Origin of the sequence: Mycobacterium sp. NBC_00419 (genome assembly GCF_036023875.1) — a bacterium.
In the GTDB taxonomy this organism is placed as follows: domain Bacteria; phylum Actinomycetota; class Actinomycetes; order Mycobacteriales; family Mycobacteriaceae; genus Mycobacterium.
Genome location: NZ_CP107931.1, coordinates 1,278,326 through 1,295,082 on the forward strand (window position 1 = coordinate 1,278,326; position 16,757 = coordinate 1,295,082).

Sequence of the window (16,757 nt, forward strand, 5' to 3'; positions counted from 1 at the left end):
CTGCGGCGCTGACGGGTCGCTGCGGCGCCCCACCGTGGTGGATCTCCTCGGCGTGCCGCGGGCCGGCCGGGTGAGCGTTCACATCCGCTCCGGTGCGGACACACCGAGAATGGCCAGCCCGTTGCCGATCACCTGGCGGGTGGCGTCGCACAGCGCCAACCGGGCGCTATGAAGGCTTCCCGGTGTTTCATCGCCCATCGGCAGCACCCGGCAGGAGTCGTAGAACCGGTGGTAGTCCCCCGCCAGATCCTCGAGGTAGCGGCACACCCGGTGCGGCTCACGCAGCGAGGCCGCGGACTCGAGCACCCGGGAGAACTCACCCAGGTTGCGGATCAGGGTGCCCTCTTTGTCATGGGTGAGCAGGTCCAGATGCGCGGTGTCGGGCGCCAAGCCGAGTTCGGCGGCGTTGCGGGCCAGCGCGGAGAGCCGGGCGTGGGCGTATTGCACGTAATAGACCGGGTTCTCGCTGGACGCCGAGGACCACAGCTGCAGGTCGATGTCGATCGGGCTGTCCACCGAGGAACGGATCAGTGCGTACCGTGCGGCGTCGACTCCGATGGCGTCGACGAGGTCGTCGAGGGTGATCACCGTGCCGGCCCGCTTGCTCATCCGCACGGGTTGCCCGTCACGGACGAGGTTCACCATCTGGCCGATGAGCACCTCGACGGTGTCCGGGTCGTCACCGAGCGCGGCGGCAGCCGCCTTCAAGCGCGCGATGTAACCGTGGTGGTCGGCACCCAGCATGTAGATGCACAGGTCGAAGCCGCGCTGGCGCTTGTCCAGGTAGTAGGCCAAGTCGCCGGCGATATAGGCGGGCTGGCCGTCGCTCTTGATGACGACGCGGTCCTTGTCGTCACCGAATTCCGTTGTGCGAAGCCATGTTGCGCCATCTTTCTCGTAGATGGCGCCGTTCTCGCGCAGCTTGGCGATCGCCTGGTCCACTCGTCCGCTGGTGTGCATGGAGTCTTCGTGGGTGTAGACGTCGAAGTCGGTGCCGAACTCGTGCAGGGACTTCTTGATGTGGTCGAACATCAGGTCCACGCCGATGGATCGGAACGTCTCCTTCTGCTCCTCCCCGGTCAGGCTCAGCGCGTCGGGGGCCTTGGCCAGGATCTGGTCGGCGATGTCGTTGATGTAGGCGCCGGCGTAACCGTCCGCGGGAGCCGGTTCGCCATTGGCGGCGGCGATCAGCGAGTTGGTGAACCGGTCGATCTGCGCGCCGTGGTCGTTGAAGTAGTACTCCCGGACTACGTCACCGCCCTGGGTGGTCAGCAGCCGTCCGAGCGCATCGCCGACGGCGGCCCACCGGGTGCCACCGATGTGGATAGGCCCGGTGGGGTTGGCTGAGACGAACTCGAGGTTGATCTTCTGGCCCTCGAGCAGGCCGGAATGGCCGTAGCCGGCACCGGCGTCGAGGACGTTGCGGACGATCAGCCCCTGTGCCGAGGCCTCGATGCGCAGGTTCACAAAGCCCGGCCCGGCGACCTCGGCCGACGCGATACCGTCGGCTTCGGCGAGCGCAGTGGCCAGCCATCCGGCCAGTTCCCGGGGGTTCGCCCCGACCTTCTTGGCGACCTGCAGCGCCAGGTTCGTCGCGTAGTCGCCATGCTCGGGGTTGCGCGGGCGCTCGACAGTCACGGTCGCGGGAAGCGCGGCGGTGTCGAGGCCATGCGTGGCCAGCACCGCGGCGGCGGTGTTCTTCAGCAGCTCGGCGAGGTCGGCGGGGGTCACGGGGGTCCATCCTATGGTCTGACGTGGTCAGAGCCTGCATCCATATCCCGGCTTGCTGCGCTCCCTGTACGGGCTTTGGTGAGGGAGTGCCGAGATGGGTTAGTCTGTGCAGGCCCAAACGGCGCAGTTGTCATCGATGCGCCCCCGTAGCTCAGGGGATAGAGCGTCTGCCTCCGGAGCAGAAGGCCGCAGGTTCGAATCCTGCCGGGGGCACTCAACTTTGAAACGGCCTCCGTTCGCCGCGGCACCGACTTCCCGGCTACCGACCGCGCGCCCGAGCACCACTGACGCGGTCTTGACTGTGACCGGCGCGCCGCAACCCGCCAGCATGCTGAGACGCTGCAGCTCACCGGCGTGATGTGTGCGCGAGCTATGAATGTGGCAAAGAGTTGGCCGAAACTCTTTCTGCCCCGCGCCGGGGCAAGGTACGGTCCTTACCGGCAAAGACACCGACGAACAATGAGGTACGCCGATGGATCAGGCTCGAGTCAAAGGCGGCGTGTTGCTCGGGGCACTGGTCTCCGGCGCATTGAGCGCCGGGACACTCAGTGCAGCCCCGGCAGCCAACGCCAGTTGTTTCTCGGCCTTCGGGATCGGCAACGGCAACGGCTGCACGAGCAACCTGACGACCTTCGCCATCGGCATCGGCAACGGTGCGACGGCGAGCGCGGGCGGGCTTCTCAACGGGGCGATCGCGATCGGTGACGGCGCGAGCGCAACCACGGTCCTGAGTGCATTCACCTGGGCGGCCGCCCTCGGCGACAGCGCCTCGGCCGGGGCCATCACGTCCTTCTTCTCCACCGCTCTGCAACTCGGGGCGGGCACCGCCTCCAATTGGGGCGCCCTGAACCTTGTCATCAGCCAGAACACCGGTAACGGAAACGCGGAGGCCGGCGCCATCGGCGTCCTCAACTTCGCCTACCAGCTGGGTCACGGCACGTCCTCGACCCTTGGTTTCCTCAATTACGCGGCCGGAGTTAATCCGCTGGGTTCCGGCGGGCAGACCACCGGTGCGGCCGGGCTGCTGAACTTCTCGCTACAGCTGGGGCCGGGCACCACGTCCACGGTCGGCGGCCTGAACATCGCCATCGGCTTCCTGCCCAACAACAACGGGCAACAGACCACCGCAGCCGGTGGAATCGGCTCCGCCGCAATCAACATCTCGGGCGACACCGGCAACAACTACGTCTCCTCGGCGGGAATTCTCACCAGCGCCGTCAACCTCAACGGCAATGACAACACGGTCAGGGCCGGTGGCGGCACTCCCGACTCACTTCTGGTCAGCGCCGTCAACGCCCAGGGCAATGGCAACACCGTCACCGCCGGACCCGGCGCCGCGGCGCTGGCGGGATCGGTCGGCCAGAACGGTGCCACGGTCGCCGCGGGCGGCCCGGGCTTCAACATCAACGGATTCGCTGTCGGCCGGCCATCGGCCGCCAACGGAGCCAACGACACGACGCCCGCCACGAGCGCAGCCGCGGCGAGCACGTCGGCCGACGCCCCCGCAGCCAAGGGTCCCAAGCACGCAGCCAAGACCAGCGGCGGGACTGCCCGGCAAGCCAAGGCCTCCGACTCCTCCTCGGGCTCCACCGGCGGCGGCGGGCGGCACCGGAAGTAGCCGGTGCCGAGACAACCGAGGACTGCCGGGATGGGCACTATGCGCGCCTCCAGCGACGAACACCCAGCTTGCCCGCTCCGGGATACCAGACCGAAGGTCTGTATCGGCACAATGACACTCGGTTTCCAGCAGCCTGAACAGGCATTTGCTGGAGCTGCCAGTTTGCTTTGCTACGATCTGTGACCGGGATAACACAGGGGTCCGGAAAAGAACAGTGACAGCAAAACATCGTGCGGCACGTCAGAAGCGCTCACGCGCACGGCACCGCGCTACCCAGCGGCACGGCGATGTGTCCGCGTGGCTGGGGGCCGGTGCACTCACCGTCGGTGTCTGCGCGTCCCTAGCCGGCGCCACCGGGGTCGCCAACGCCGCCCCCTCGAGCGACGATTCGGCGTCGAGTCACAACACCGCGGGCTCCACCGATTCCTCGGCGTCGGCGTCCACCTCCAAGTCGACGGGCTCGGTCCGCCCACACAGTGGTTCGACAGCGTCAAAGCCCAAGTCTTCCAGCACTTCTCCGTCTGCAGCATCGGCCACTGGTCGGTCGTCGACAACCAAGACGACTGCTACAGACACCACCGCCGCCACTGAGCCGGTCTCGGCAGTCCCTACCAGCGAGACCACCACCACAGAGGCCGCCACCACCGTCTCCCCCGCGGCCGCAGAGACCACGCCGGCAGCTGCCGAGGCGAGCACCACAGCCATACCCGCAGCCGCAGCCGCCACACCTGCCGCGGCTGCCAAGACCACCGTGACGGCCTCGGCGATCCCCGTGCTGCCCACGTTGCCCTCGCTGTTCCCGTGGACCGGGACGCTCAGCGACTTCATGGCGCTGCTGGTCAGCGACGGCACCGCCGCGCATCCTGATGCCGGCCTGCTGATCGGCAACGGCTACAGCTACGGCACGGTCGCCGGTGACTGCACGGCCGCATCCGGCAGCTGCAACGGCGGAAACGGCGGCTATTTCTACGGCAACGGCGGCAGCGGCTGGGGCGGCGGCAACGGCGGCACCTCCGGGATCGTCGGCAATGGCGGCAACGGCGGCAATGGCCAAACCGGCAAGACCGGCGGCAACGGCGGGGCCGCGGTCTGGTTCGGCACCGGCGGAACCGGCGGCAATGGCGGGTCCACCACCGTCGACCTCGAAGCCGGCGGCAACGGCGGTTCGGGCGGCGCGGCAGGACTGTTCACAGGCAACGGTGGCGCAGGCGGGCTCGGCGGCTCGGCGACCACCGGCGTTGGCGGAAACGGCGGAAACGGCGGAAACGGCAGCTATCTCGGTAACGCCGGCATCGGCGGGGACGGCGGCGCCAGCGCGAGCAGCACCGGCGGCAACGGCGGCACAGGCGGATACGACGACCAAGTCGGCGGGGCCGGCGGCACGGGCGGCGCGGGTGTCATCGGCGGCAAGGGCGGCACCGGCGGTATCGCACTGAGCATCGGCTACGGCGACGTGATCGGCGGCGCAGGCGGGGCCGGCGGCGCCGGTACCGTCACCGGCGGCGCAGGCGGAGCGGGCGGGATGGCCATCATGGGCTACTACCCCTTCGGGAGCCCCGGTAATGCCATCGGCGGTGCAGGCGGAGCGGGCGGCACGGGCGGCACGACCGACGGAGCCGACGGAGCCGACGGCATCGCCTACAACTACGGCGCCGGGCTGGCGTTCGGCTCCAACACGACGATGACAGGCGCAACCACCACCGGCTTCTCCGTGGTGGTGTTGGGGACGCTGCTGATCGGCAACGGCGCCAACGGAACAGCGGACAGCCCGGACGGCAAGCCCGGCGGTGTGTTGTTCGGTAACGGCGGCATCGGCTACACCTCCACCACCGCAGGCGTTGCCGGGGGCAACGGCGGCAAGGCCGGTTTGATCGGCAATGGCGGCGACGGCGGGGCCGGCGGTGCGGGTGCCTCCGGCGGCAACGGCGGCGCGGCAGGCTGGTTCGGTAACGGCGGCGATGGCGGAGCCGGCGGCTCGACGACCACCGACCTGCAGGCCGGCGGCAACGGCGGCAACGGCGGGGTGGGCGGATTCTTCGTCGGCAACGGCGGAGTTGGCGGGGTCGGCGGAAACGCGACGACCGGCAAGGGCGGCAACGGCGGCAACGGCGGCGGGGCCAGTGCCGGTCTCCCCGGAATCGCCGGCACCGGAGGCAACGGCGGCAACAGCGCCAGTGGCACCGGCGGCAATGGTGGCACCGGCGGCGGCAGCGTTCTGAACGCAGGGGCCGGCGGTAACGGCGGAAGCGGCGTCATCGGCGGCAACGGCGGAACCGGTGGTGCCGCAATTTCCATCGGCTACGGAAACGTCATCGGCGGCGCCGGCGGGACCGGCGGAATCGGCACTGTCACAGGCGGTTCCGGCGGCCAGGGCGGTATGGCGGTCATGGGGTACTACCTCTTCGGCACCGCGGGCAATGCGATCGGCGGCGCCGGCGGCCAGGGCGGCACGGGCGGCACGACGGGCGGGTCCGGCGGCCAGGGCGGCACCGCCTACAACCTTGTCGGCGGGGTGGCGTTCGGCGGCGACGGTGGCACCGGAGGCGGCGCCACGGGCACCGGTTCAACCGGCGGTGGCGGCGGCGTCGGCGGCAGTGCCTTCGCACTACTCATCGCGAACGCGGTCGCCGGGATCGGCGGCTCAGCCGGAACCGGCCTCGCCGGAACCGGCTCGACCGGATCAGACGGCACCACCGGCACCGCCTAGCCCGCAGCCGGTTTCAGGCGGTCTAGCCGTCCAACCGGGCGAACTGGTCGCGCTGGTAATGCTCGACGCACAGCGAACGCCTGACCTTGCCGCTGGTCGTCACCGGAATCGAACCCTGGTCCACCAGAACGAGATCCGCGACCGCGAGGCGGTGTGAATTCGAAATCGCCGCGGTGACTTCCCGTTTGACGGCGGCGAGGTTCTCCGCGATCTCGGCCTCGGAGTTGCCGCGCTTGCGGACCTCCATGACGACGACGGCCTTCTCCTCGCCGTCGTCGGTGACGGCGATCGCCGCGACCCGGCCGCGGGTGATGTCCTGAACCGTCGCCTCGATGTCGTCGGGGGCGTGGTTCTGGCCGTAGATGATCAGAAGATCCTTGATGCGGCCGACGACGAACAGGTCGCCGTCGGAGAAGAAGCCACGATCCCCGGTCCGCAGCCACCCGGTCTCGGGGGTGTCCCCCGTCGCCCCGACGAGCGTCGCACCGAAGGTGCGCGCCGTCTCCTCTGGCTTCTCCCAGTAGCCTGCGGCGACGTTGTCACCGTGCACCCAGATCTCGCCGAGCTCGCCCGGTGCGCATTCGGTACTGGTCTCATGGTCGACCACCCGCACCAGCGGCGACAGCGCCGAGCGCTGCGAGCCGTAGCTGACCAACGGAGTGCCCGCCTCCGAGCGCTTGGCCTGCCCGCTCGCCAGCACCTCGGAGTCGAAATTCACCACGGTCGGAGCCTTCGCGGGATTCGGCGTCGCCACGTAGAGCGTCGCCTCGGCGAGCCCGTAGGAAGGCTGAATCACGTTGTCGTGCAACCCGAACCGGGTGAACCTGTCCATGAAGCGCTTGACCGTGGCCGGCTGCACCCGTTCGGCACCGCTCTGGATGAGCAGGATCTCGCTGAGGTCCACCCCGGCCATGTCGTCGTCGGAGATCTTGCGGGCCGCCACGTCGAAGGCGAAGTTCGGCGCCGAGGTGAAGGCGCGGGGATGGCCGCCGGCCAGGTGCATCCAGCGGGCCGGCCGCTGCAGGAACGACACGGGGCTGGTCAGCACCGTCGGGAAGCCCGCGACGACGGGCGTGCAGATTCCCATCAGCAGACCCAGGTCGTGATAGAAGGGCAGCCACGACACGATGGTCGGCGGGGCCACCACCCCGCCGTCGGCCAGGAAGTCGGTGCAGATCTGCTGAAGATTGGTCAGCACGTTCTTGTAGGAGATCATCACGCCGGCAGGCGACCGGGTCGACCCGGAGGTGTACTGCAGATACGCCGGGCCCTCGAAGCCGTGGAAATCGCCGTCGTCGGAGTCCGACCGCACTTGGGCGTCCAGGTCCAGCCGGTCCACCTCGATGACCGCAGGCGCGGGCTGTCCTGCGGGCGGGGTCAGGCTGCGGACCACATCGGCGACCACCGAGGAGGTGGTCAGGACCGCGGCAGGCACCGCGTCACGCAGCACCGAGTCGACGCGCTCGTCGGCGACGCCGCCGAACGGGACCGCCAGTGGAGCGGGGATCAATCCGGCCTGCAGGCAGCCCAAGAACGCGACGATGTATTCCAGGCCCTGGGGCGCGACGATCATCGCCCGATCCCCGGGTGACGAGCAGTGGCTGAGCTCGCGGGCCACGTTGAGCGCCCGCCGATACAACTGCGGCCACGTCAGGCTCTCCGGGACACCCGCCCAGTCCTTGTCGTAGTCGACAAACGTCAATGCCGTGTCGTCGGGCTGCAGCAGCGCACGCTCGCGCAGCAACGCCGGAAACGAGGTTTCAACCGCCTGTGTCACGGACCACAGGCTAGCGCAGACGACCCCGTCAATTCCTGTTAGGTCGGAGATAAAGAGGTAGCGGTACAGAATCCGAACAACTAGTAGCTAACCCACAACTGGTTAAGCTGCGAAACGCTTTACCAACATGTAGGTGGGCTGCATAATAACTTCGCCCTGCCATCGCGGCACGTCATCGTGCGTCGACCGACGCCTGACATGGGCACGGCGCCAACCGACCACACACAGCATTCTGGCTGGTCAACGAGGTGTCGGAGCGAGTCAATCAGATGGGATGGTTCCACTCGGTGCGATCGATGATCGGGCAGACCGCTCGGCTTGCGCGAATCCCCCTCCCACGATGACCACCTCGCCCACCACCCCGGTTGCTGTCGTCGGCATGGCCTGCCGGCTGCCCGGCGGCATCACCTCTCCGGAGCAACTCTGGGAGGCGTTGCTGGCAGGCGAGGATCTCGTCACCGAGATTCCCCGCGAACGCTGGGATGTCGACGAGTACTACGACCCCGAACCAGGGGTGCCCGGACGCACGGTGTCCAAATGGGGCGCATTCCTCGACGACGTCGCCGGCTTCGATGCCGAGTTCTTCGGGATCAACGACCGGGAAGCCGCCGCACTCGACCCGCAGCACCGCCTCCTGCTGGAGACGTCGTGGGAGGCGATGGAGCACGCCGGCCTGACACCCGCGGCGATTCGCGACTCGTTGACCGGGGTGTTCATGGGGTTGACCCACCTCGACTACCAGCTGGTCAACGCCGACTCCGAGGAGATGGAAGGCCCGTACGGCTTTGAGGGCAGCACGCTGGCCATGGCCTCCGGGCGGATCTCCTACACACTCGGCGTGCACGGCCCCGCGCTGACCCTCGACACCGCCTGCTCGTCGGGCCTGTTCGCGGTGCACATGGGGTGCCGCAGCCTCAACGACGGGGAAAGCGACCTTGCCCTGGCAGGGGCGTCCTTCGTCCTCCTCGAACCGCGCAAGTACGTCGCCGGAACGGCACAGAGCCACCTGTCCCCCACCGGACGCTGCCGCGCGTTCGACGCCGCCGCCGACGGTTATGTCTGCGGCGAGGCCACCGGCGTGGTCCTGCTCAAGCGACTGCCCGACGCGCTGCGCGACGGCGACCGCATCCTCGCGGTGATCCGGGGCACGGCCGCCAACCAGGACGGTCACACCGTCAACATCTCCACCCCGTCGGCGACCGCGCAGGCCGACCTGTACCGGACAGCGCTGCGCACCGCCGGGGTGGACGCCGCCGGTATCGGCATGATCGAGGCGCACGGACCCGGCACACCGGTGGGTGATCCCATCGAGTTCAGCAGTCTGAGCCAGGTGTACGGCGCCGACGGGCCGTGCGCGCTGGCATCGGCCAAAACCAATTTCGGCCACGCGCAATCCGCCTCAGGCATCCTCGGCCTGATGAAGACAGTGCTGGCGCTGCAGCACGGCGTGATTCCCCGGAATCTGCACTTCAACCGCCTCCCCGACGATCTCGCGCGCATCGACACGCAATTGTTTGTGCCACAAGAGAATACGCAGTGGCCGAGCAGCGGTGCACATCCGCGCCGCGCTGCGGTGTCGTCCTACGGCGTGTCGGGGACCAACGTCCACGCGATCCTCGAGCAGGCGCCCGACCTCACGCCTGCACCGGCGGCGACGGACCCGGCGGCACCGCTGTTGTTCGCGCTGTCGGCCACCTCGGCCGACGAGTTGCGCCGTACCGCAGGCCATTTGGCTGATTGGGTACACACCCACGAGGATGTGACGCTGCCGGATCTGGCGTACACGCTGGCCCGCCGGCGCGCGCACCGCCCGGTGCGCACCGCGGTCATCGGACGCACCCGCCAGGACGTTGCCGACGCGCTACGTAACGTGGCCGACGACGACACCCCGTATCAACCCGCGGTCGGACGTGACGACCGCGGACCGGTGTGGGTGTTCTCCGGGCAGGGCTCCCAGTGGGCGCGAATGGGCGCCGAATTGCTGGACAGGGAACCGGTTTTCGCCGCAACCATCGCGCAACTCGAGCCGTTGATCGCAGCAGAGTCGGGATTCTCCGTCACCGAGGCGCTGTCGGCGCCGGACGTCGTCACCGGCATCGACAGGGTGCAGCCGAGCCTGTTCGCCATGCAGGTGGCGTTGGCCGCGGCGATGAAGGCACACGGTGTCCGCCCGGGCGCGGTGATCGGCCATTCCATGGGCGAGACGGCGGCCGCGGTGGTGGCAGGTGCACTGTCATTGGAGGACGGCGTACGGGTCATCTGCCGGCGCTCCAAGCTGATGGCCACCATCGCCGGGTCCGGTGCGATGGGATCGGTGGAACTGCCTGCCAAACAAGTACTTTCCGAACTCACCATGCGTGGGATCAAGGATGTCGTGGTGGCCGTGGTGGCCTCGCCGCAATCCACCGTGGTCGGCGGTGCCACCGACACGGTCAAGGAACTCATCGCGGCGTGGGAGGAGCGCGACGTGATGGCCCGGCAGGTGGCCGTCGATGTCGCCTCGCATTCGCCACAGGTCGATCCGATCCTCGACGAGCTGGCCAAGGTGCTCGCCGACATCACACCGATGACGCCACAGATCCCGTTCTATTCGGCGACGGGCTTCGACCCGCGCGAGGACCCGATCTGCGACGCCAAGTACTGGGTCAACAATCTGCGCCGGACGGTACGTTTCGCCGCCGCGGTACGTGCCGCCCTGGAGGACGGTTACCGGGTCTTCGCCGAGTTGGCCCCGCACCCGCTGCTCACCCATGCCGTCGAGCAGACCGCCGACAGCCTGGACGTTCCCCTGGCCACCCTGGCTGCCGTGCGCCGGGAACAGGAACTCCCGCAAGGACTTCGCGGGTTCCTCGCCGATCTGCACAGCGCCGGTGCGGCGATCGACTTCGCCGTGCCCTACCCCACCGGGTCGCTGGTGGACGCCCCGCTGCCCACCTGGACCCATCGCCGGCTGTGGTTGAGCCACGACGGCCAGGACGCGTCGTCGCACGGCGGACACACCGTGTCGGTGCACCCACTGCTCGGGCCGCACGTGCGTCTGCAGGAGGAGCCGGAGCGCCACGTGTGGCACGCCGAGATCGGTACGTCCGCACACCCCTGGCTCGGCGAGCACCAGATCCGCAATGTGGCGGTGTTGCCCGGGGCGGCCTATTGCGAGATGGCGCTGGCCGCTGCCCACACCGTGCTCGGTGATGCGGCCGAGGTGCGCGATATCAGCTTCGAGCAGGCACTGCTGCTCGACGAGCACACCTCCGTCGGAGCGTCGACCACGGTGTCCGCCCCCGGCATTCTGGAGTTCGTCGTGGAGTCCGACCAGGGCGGCACGCTGACCCGACAGGCCGCCGCGGTACTGCACGCCGCCGACGGCGATCAGGCGCCGGCGGACTACGACATCGCCGCATTGCTTGCCGCTCACCCGGATTCGACCGAGGGCGACGAGGTGCGCGCCGGGCTGGATCAGCTCGGCGTCCAGTACGGCCCGGCGTTCGCGGGATTGGCTGTGGTGCGCACCGGAGACCAGGCCGGCGGAACGGTGCTGGCCGAGGTGACGCTGCCCAGCCAGATCCGTTCGCAGCAAGGCGCTTACGGCGTCCACCCGGCCCTGCTGGATGCCTGCTTCCAGTCCGTGGTGGCCAGCCCACAGGTTCAGGGCCTCGGCGACAACACCCTGGCCCTGCCCTTGGGGGCGCACCGGCTGCGGACGTATGCCTCCACCCGTGGTGCCCACTACTGCTACACGCGGGTGACCAACGTCGACGCCGCGGGCATCGAAGCCGACATCGACGTGCTCGACAAGAACGGCGCCGTCCTGCTGCGCGTGGAGGGTCTGCGCTGCGGTACCGGAACATCCGAGATCGCCCAGCAGGATCGGGTGCTCGGTGATCGGTTGCTGACCGTCGAATGGCAGCCGCGCCAACTACCCGAGGTGTCCGAGCCCGCGGCCGGCAGCTGGCTGCTGATTGACACCGCGGCGGCCGACACGCTGTCCACCGAACTGGCCGATGCGCTGAAAAGCCATGGTGCACAGCACACCACGATGTCGTGGACGCCTCGCGCTGATCACAGCGCCATCGCCGGCGAGCTCGCCGAGAGCCTGCGTGGCGAGCAGTTGAGCGGCGCGGTCATTCTCACCGAGCCGAGATCGGACGGCTCCGACGATGACGCGCCACAGCTGGGCCTGCAGCAGGTCCAGCACCTGGTGCGCGTCGTACGGGAATTGGCTCAGACCTCCGGGCAGGTGCCGAACCTGTTCGTGGTGACCCGCGCCGCCCAGACCGTCGCGGCCGGGGATGTGGCCAACCTCGAGCAGGGCGGCCTTCGCGGATTGATCCGGGTGATCGCCGCCGAACATCCGCACCTGACCACCACACAGATCGACGTCGACGAGAGCATCGATGCCGAGAACCTCGTCCGGCAGCTGCTCAGCGGGTCCGATGAGGACGAGACCGCATGGCGCAACGGCGAGTGGTACACCGCACGCCTGAGCCCGACGCCGCTGCGCCCGGAGGATCGGTACACCACGGCCGGCTCCTACGAGCACGACGGGATGCGGCTGCAGATCCGCACCCCCGGCGACCTGGAGACGCTGGAATTGGTTTCCTGCGAACGGATTGCGCCCGGGCCGGGACAGATCGAAGTCGCCGTCACCGTCTCCAGCATCAACTTCGCCGACGTCCTGGTCGCGATGGGCCTGTTCCCCGCCCTCGACGGGAACCTGCCGGAGTTGGGTATGGACTTCGCCGGAGTGGTCACCGCTGTCGGGCCCGACGTGACCGAGCACCGCGTCGGCGACCGTGTGGGCGGCTTCTCCCGGCACGGCTGCTGGGGCACGTTCGTCACATGTGACGCCCGCCTGGCGGCCACCTTGTCGCCAGAGCTGACCGACCATCAGGCCGTCGCGGTGGCGACGGCCGCCGCCACCGCCTGGTACGGCCTGCACGATCAGGCCCGCATCACTGCCGGGGACAAGGTCCTGATTCACTCCGCCACCGGCGGCGTCGGACAGGCCGCGATCGGCGTCGCCCGTGCCGCCGGAGCCGAGATCTTCGCCACCGCCGGCAGTGAAGATCGCCGACAGATGTTGCGCGACATGGGAATCAAGCATGTCTACGACTCGCGCAGCACCGACTTCGCCGAGCAGATCCGCAGCGACACCGACGGCTACGGTGTCGACATCGTGCTCAACTCGCTCACCGGCGCCGCCCAGCGGGCCGGGCTGGAGCTGCTGGCCACCGGCGGGCGGTTCGTCGAGATCGGTAAGCGCGATGTCTACGGCAACACCCGGCTGGGGCTGTTCCCGTTCCGGCACAACCTCACGTTCTTCTACGTCGACCTCGCACTGATGTCGCTGACCCATCCGCAGCGCGTCGGCGAGCTGTTGCGCACGGTGTACCAGCTCACCGCCGACGGCGATCTGCCACCGGCCAAGCACACCGACTACCCGCTGGCCGACGCCGCCACCGCGATCCGGGTCATGAGCGCTGCCCAGCACACCGGCAAGCTGCTGCTCGACGTCCCCCGCACCGGGCAGCGCGACGTCGTGGTGCCGCCGCAGCAGGCCCGCCCCTTCCGCGGCGACGGCGCCTACATCGTCACCGGCGGCCTCGGCGGTCTCGGCTTGTTCCTCGCCGAGAAGATGGCGGCCTCGGGGGCCGGCCGGATCGTGCTCAGTTCACGCTCACAGCCGACGCTCAAGGCGCTGGAGACCATCGAACTCATCCGGGCGATGGGCAGCGACGTCGTGGTGCTGTGTGGTGACATCGCCGAGGCGGGCACCGCGCAACAGCTGGTGGCCACCGCGACGGCGACCGGCCTGCCGGTGCGCGGCGTTCTGCATGCCGCCGCGGTGGTCGAGGATGCCACCTTGGCCAACATCACCGACGACCTCGTCGAACGGGACTGGGCACCGAAGGTGTTCGGCGCATGGCACCTGCATCGGGCCCTGGAACAGGCACCCGAGCAGCTGGACTGGTTCTGCTCGTTCTCCTCGGCGGCGGCGCTGGTCGGCTCGCCGGGGCAGGGCGCGTACTCGGCGGCCAACAGCTGGCTGGACGCCTTCACCCGGTGGCGCCGGGCCAACGGCCTACCCGCCACCTCGATCGCCTGGGGCGCCTGGGGCCAGATCGGGCGGGCCACGGAGTTCGCCGAAGGCGCCGGCGCTGCCATCGCCCCCGATGAGGGCGCCTACGCGTTCGAGGCGTTATTGCGCCACAACCGCGACTACACCGGCTACGCCCCGGTCATCGGAGCCGGCTGGTTGACCGCGTTCGCGCAACGCAGCCCGTTCGCCGAAGCATTCCGTTCGATCGGAGAAAACGCCTCGGGGACAAGCAAACTGCGCGCCGAACTCAGCGAGCTGCCGCGCGATGAATGGCCCACCCGATTGCGCCGCCTGATCTCCGACCAGATCAGTCTGATCCTGCGGCGCAGTGTCGACCCCGACCGGCCGCTGTCCGAATACGGCGTGGACTCGCTCGGGGCTCTGGAATTGCGTACCCGCATCGAGGCCGAGACGGGAGTGCGCCTGACAGCCGGTGACCTCGCGGCAGGCACCGTGCGCGGTCTGGCGGATCTGCTGTTCGAAAAGTTGGCTCCCGCGCATACCGTGTGAGGTTCCCCAGCGGGCCCGATCGCGCCCTGACCACTGGTTACGGTCGAATCCTCCATTAGCCGACAGTTAGTCAGTTCCGGTAATTGCACCCTTACTCAGCGATTGTTTCCGTATTCATATATGCGAACAAAAGTTACAAAAGTCCAACTAACGTTGCGATCATGAATTTCCTGCCGCACAATTGCCGATACCGCGTCTTTCAGGCGCGGGATGGGGGGCAAGAATGGACGAGTTCGATTTCCAAGTTGCCGTGGGTGAGGCGGCACAGGACGCGGTGTGGAAGACCCCACATCCGCTGACGCATCAGTTGGCCGACGACGACCCGCTACGGGTCGAGTACCTGCGTGAATACCAGTCGTCGGTAGGCCGTCAGGTGATCGCGTCGATCATGCAACTGATGGCCACCAAGTCATGCACGAAGACCAGGGCGCGCCGCCTTCAGATGCACTGAGAGCTGGGCGGCGCCGGGGTGCCGCCCACCATATTGACACCCTGCGCCAAATCTCCAATACGCGCACATCCGTGGCTGGACGCCGGTATTTTCTAGTCTGCGCCGCAGTCGTGGCTGCCGGCTTGAGGTCTCAAGGATCGCAAGTCGCGGTGACCGCTGTTCGGCGCATGACGTGTGTTTTGAGCGCATCAGTCCGGACGAACCCGTAAGGAGGGGCGGTGCAAACCGTTCTCAAGCTGTTGATAAACGGGCTCACCGAGCCTGTTGTGTTCGGCTTGATCGTGTTTGTGACGGCAGGCACGACCGATTACTGGCAGGCATGGCTTCTGCTGGCGGTCTTCGCCGTCACGACATGGACCTCGAGCATCTATCTGCTTCGCGCCAACCCGGAAGCACTGCAGCGCCGGATGACCGGCGGCCCGGCGGCTGAACCCCGCAGCGTGCAGAAGCGCGTCATGGGCGGGCTGTGGCTGTCGCTGGCGACCATGCTCGTCGTCAGCGCGCTCGATCACCGCTTCGGGTGGTCGCATGTGCCGTCGGCGGTCTCGGTGATCGGCAACGTGCTGGTGGCCGTGGGCCTTGCCGCACCGATGCTCGTGGTGATGCAGAACAATTACGCCGCCTCCACCGTGCGGGTCGAGGCGGGACAGAAACTGGCATCCACCGGCCTGTACGGGCTGGTGCGTCACCCTATGTACACCGGCAACGTGATCATGATGACCGGCATCCCGCTCGCGCTCGGTTCCTACTGGGGGCTGCTGCTGGTGGTGCCGGGCCTGCTGGTGCTGGCCGTGCGCATTCGCGACGAGGAGAAGCTGCTCCGCGCGGAACTCGACGGATACCTCGAGTACACGCAGACGGTTCGCTATCGCCTGGTACCGGGGATGTGGTGATCGGTCTGCGCGGACAGTCACGATGACGCACCTGCATACCCGCAAACTGCGGTTCGGCTTCGCCGACGCTGAGGTTCCGTTCCTGTGGAACCCGTCTGACCCGGCTTTCTCCTGTGCCACCAACGGACTGTCGTTCTTCTTCCTCGCGGTCGAGAAGATGATCACTGCCGCGGTCACCGAGGCCATGCCCCTGATCACCGACCCCGCCGTCGCCGAGGAAGCCCAGGCCTTCGTCCGCCAGGAGGCCCAGCACAGTCTGGCGCACCGCCAGCATGCCAAGGGCCTCATCAAGACTCACCCCGAACTCAAAGAGACCCTCGACGAGGTGATGGCGGCCTATGACCAGCTCACCGCCAGCAAGCCGCTGAATTACCGGCTGGCCTACATCGCCGATCTGGAAGCCACCTTCACCCCGTCGTTCAAGCTGATGCTCGACAACGCCGATACCCTGTTCGCCCCCGGCGACGATCGCGTCGCCTCACTGTTCGTGTGGCACTTCGTCGAAGAAGTTGAGCACCGCAGTTCGGCGTTGATGATCTACAACGCCGTGGTCGACAACCCGTGGTACCGCATGCGGGTGGCGCCGTCGGTGTTCACGCACGCCGAGTCGGTCATGGTCGCGATGGCCGAGAGTTTCAACCGGCACATCCCCACCGAGGTACGACGGGTCGACGCCGGTTCGATGTTCGGGGGCAATCGCTGGAGAATGACTCTCTCACAGCGCTTTCCAACCCTGCAGAAATATCCGTCCTTTGCACCGCCCAAGTACGGGCCGTTCGGCAAGCCCTACCCGAACGTCCGCCGGCGTGAGCTGCTGGCCGCCCTCTACGGAGTTGCACGCAGCCAGATTCCCGGCCACAACCCAGCCCACCAGAAGCTGCCCGCCCTGGCCGCCGAGTGGCTGGCCCGCTACGACGCCGGCTATGACGTAACCCGGTGGTACAGCGCGGCTCGCAACCAGCCGGCGTAA

At 68.1% G+C, this 16,757-nt stretch carries 9 protein-coding genes and 1 tRNA gene; 7 read left to right on the plus strand and 3 right to left on the minus strand.

All coding sequences use genetic code 11. From position 1 onward, the window contains the following. Nucleotides 1–78 precede the first annotated feature (78 nt). A complete protein-coding gene (gene argS, locus OG976_RS05985; RefSeq protein WP_328359208.1) occupies nt 79–1,731 on the minus strand; it encodes an arginine--tRNA ligase in 1,653 nt (550 codons plus the stop codon). 140 nt (nt 1,732–1,871) lie between these two features. Between argS and OG976_RS05990 the strand changes: the two genes are divergently transcribed. Then, nucleotides 1,872–1,944: transfer RNA gene (locus OG976_RS05990), tRNA-Arg, on the plus strand. Between the two features lie 259 nt (nt 1,945–2,203). Further along, on the plus strand, nt 2,204–3,349 hold the full coding sequence (locus OG976_RS05995) for a hypothetical protein (RefSeq protein WP_328359211.1): 1,146 nt from the start codon (nt 2,204–2,206) through the stop codon (nt 3,347–3,349). Nucleotides 3,350–3,748: 399 nt separating this feature from the next. Here OG976_RS05995 and OG976_RS06000 read toward each other — a convergent pair whose 3' ends face one another. Further along, a complete protein-coding gene (locus tag OG976_RS06000) occupies nt 3,749–4,132 on the minus strand; it encodes a hypothetical protein (RefSeq protein WP_328359214.1) in 384 nt (127 codons plus the stop codon). Here OG976_RS06000 and OG976_RS06005 point away from each other — a divergent pair. After that, a complete protein-coding gene (locus OG976_RS06005) occupies nt 4,122–6,056 on the plus strand; it encodes a PGRS repeat-containing protein (protein ID WP_328359217.1) in 1,935 nt (644 codons plus the stop codon). The genes OG976_RS06000 and OG976_RS06005 overlap by 11 nt on opposite strands. A 22-nt stretch (nt 6,057–6,078) precedes the next feature. Here the strand turns inward: OG976_RS06005 and OG976_RS06010 are convergent, their stop codons facing one another. Beyond that, nucleotides 6,079–7,833 carry an AMP-binding protein gene (locus OG976_RS06010; protein WP_328359220.1) on the minus strand — a complete coding sequence of 585 codons (1,755 nt, stop codon included), beginning with the start codon at nt 7,831–7,833 and terminating at the stop codon, nt 6,079–6,081. Between the two features lie 340 nt (nt 7,834–8,173). Here OG976_RS06010 and pks2 point away from each other — a divergent pair, with 340 nt between their 5' ends. The 4 genes from pks2 to OG976_RS06030 all read left to right on the plus strand — a co-directional run bounded on the left by pks2 (nt 8,174) and on the right by OG976_RS06030 (nt 16,757). Next, nucleotides 8,174–14,443, plus strand: coding sequence for a sulfolipid-1 biosynthesis phthioceranic/hydroxyphthioceranic acid synthase (gene pks2 / locus OG976_RS06015; protein ID WP_328359223.1), 6,270 nt, complete (start codon nt 8,174–8,176; stop codon nt 14,441–14,443). Nucleotides 14,444–14,666: 223 nt separating this feature from the next. After that, nucleotides 14,667–14,894: a hypothetical protein gene (locus tag OG976_RS06020; protein ID WP_328359226.1), complete on the plus strand. Its 228-nt coding sequence runs from the start codon at nt 14,667–14,669 to the stop codon at nt 14,892–14,894. A gap of 218 nt (nt 14,895–15,112) precedes the next feature. Next, on the plus strand, nt 15,113–15,787 hold the full coding sequence (locus tag OG976_RS06025) for a methyltransferase family protein (protein ID WP_328359229.1): 675 nt from the start codon (nt 15,113–15,115) through the stop codon (nt 15,785–15,787). A gap of 22 nt (nt 15,788–15,809) precedes the next feature. Further along, nucleotides 15,810–16,757, plus strand: coding sequence for a metal-dependent hydrolase (locus OG976_RS06030; RefSeq protein ID WP_328359232.1), 948 nt, complete (start codon nt 15,810–15,812; stop codon nt 16,755–16,757).

Excerpts from the sequence above, each read along its gene's own strand:
- OG976_RS05995 (WP_328359211.1), top strand. The coding sequence starts at position 2,204 with ATGGATCAGGCTCGAGTCAAAGGCGGCGTGTTGCTCGGGGCACTGGTC.
- OG976_RS06030 (WP_328359232.1), top strand. The coding sequence starts at position 15,810 with ATGACGCACCTGCATACCCGCAAACTGCGGTTCGGCTTCGCCGACGCT.
- OG976_RS06020 (WP_328359226.1), top strand. The coding sequence starts at position 14,667 with ATGGACGAGTTCGATTTCCAAGTTGCCGTGGGTGAGGCGGCACAGGAC.
- pks2 (WP_328359223.1), top strand. The coding sequence starts at position 8,174 with ATGACCACCTCGCCCACCACCCCGGTTGCTGTCGTCGGCATGGCCTGC.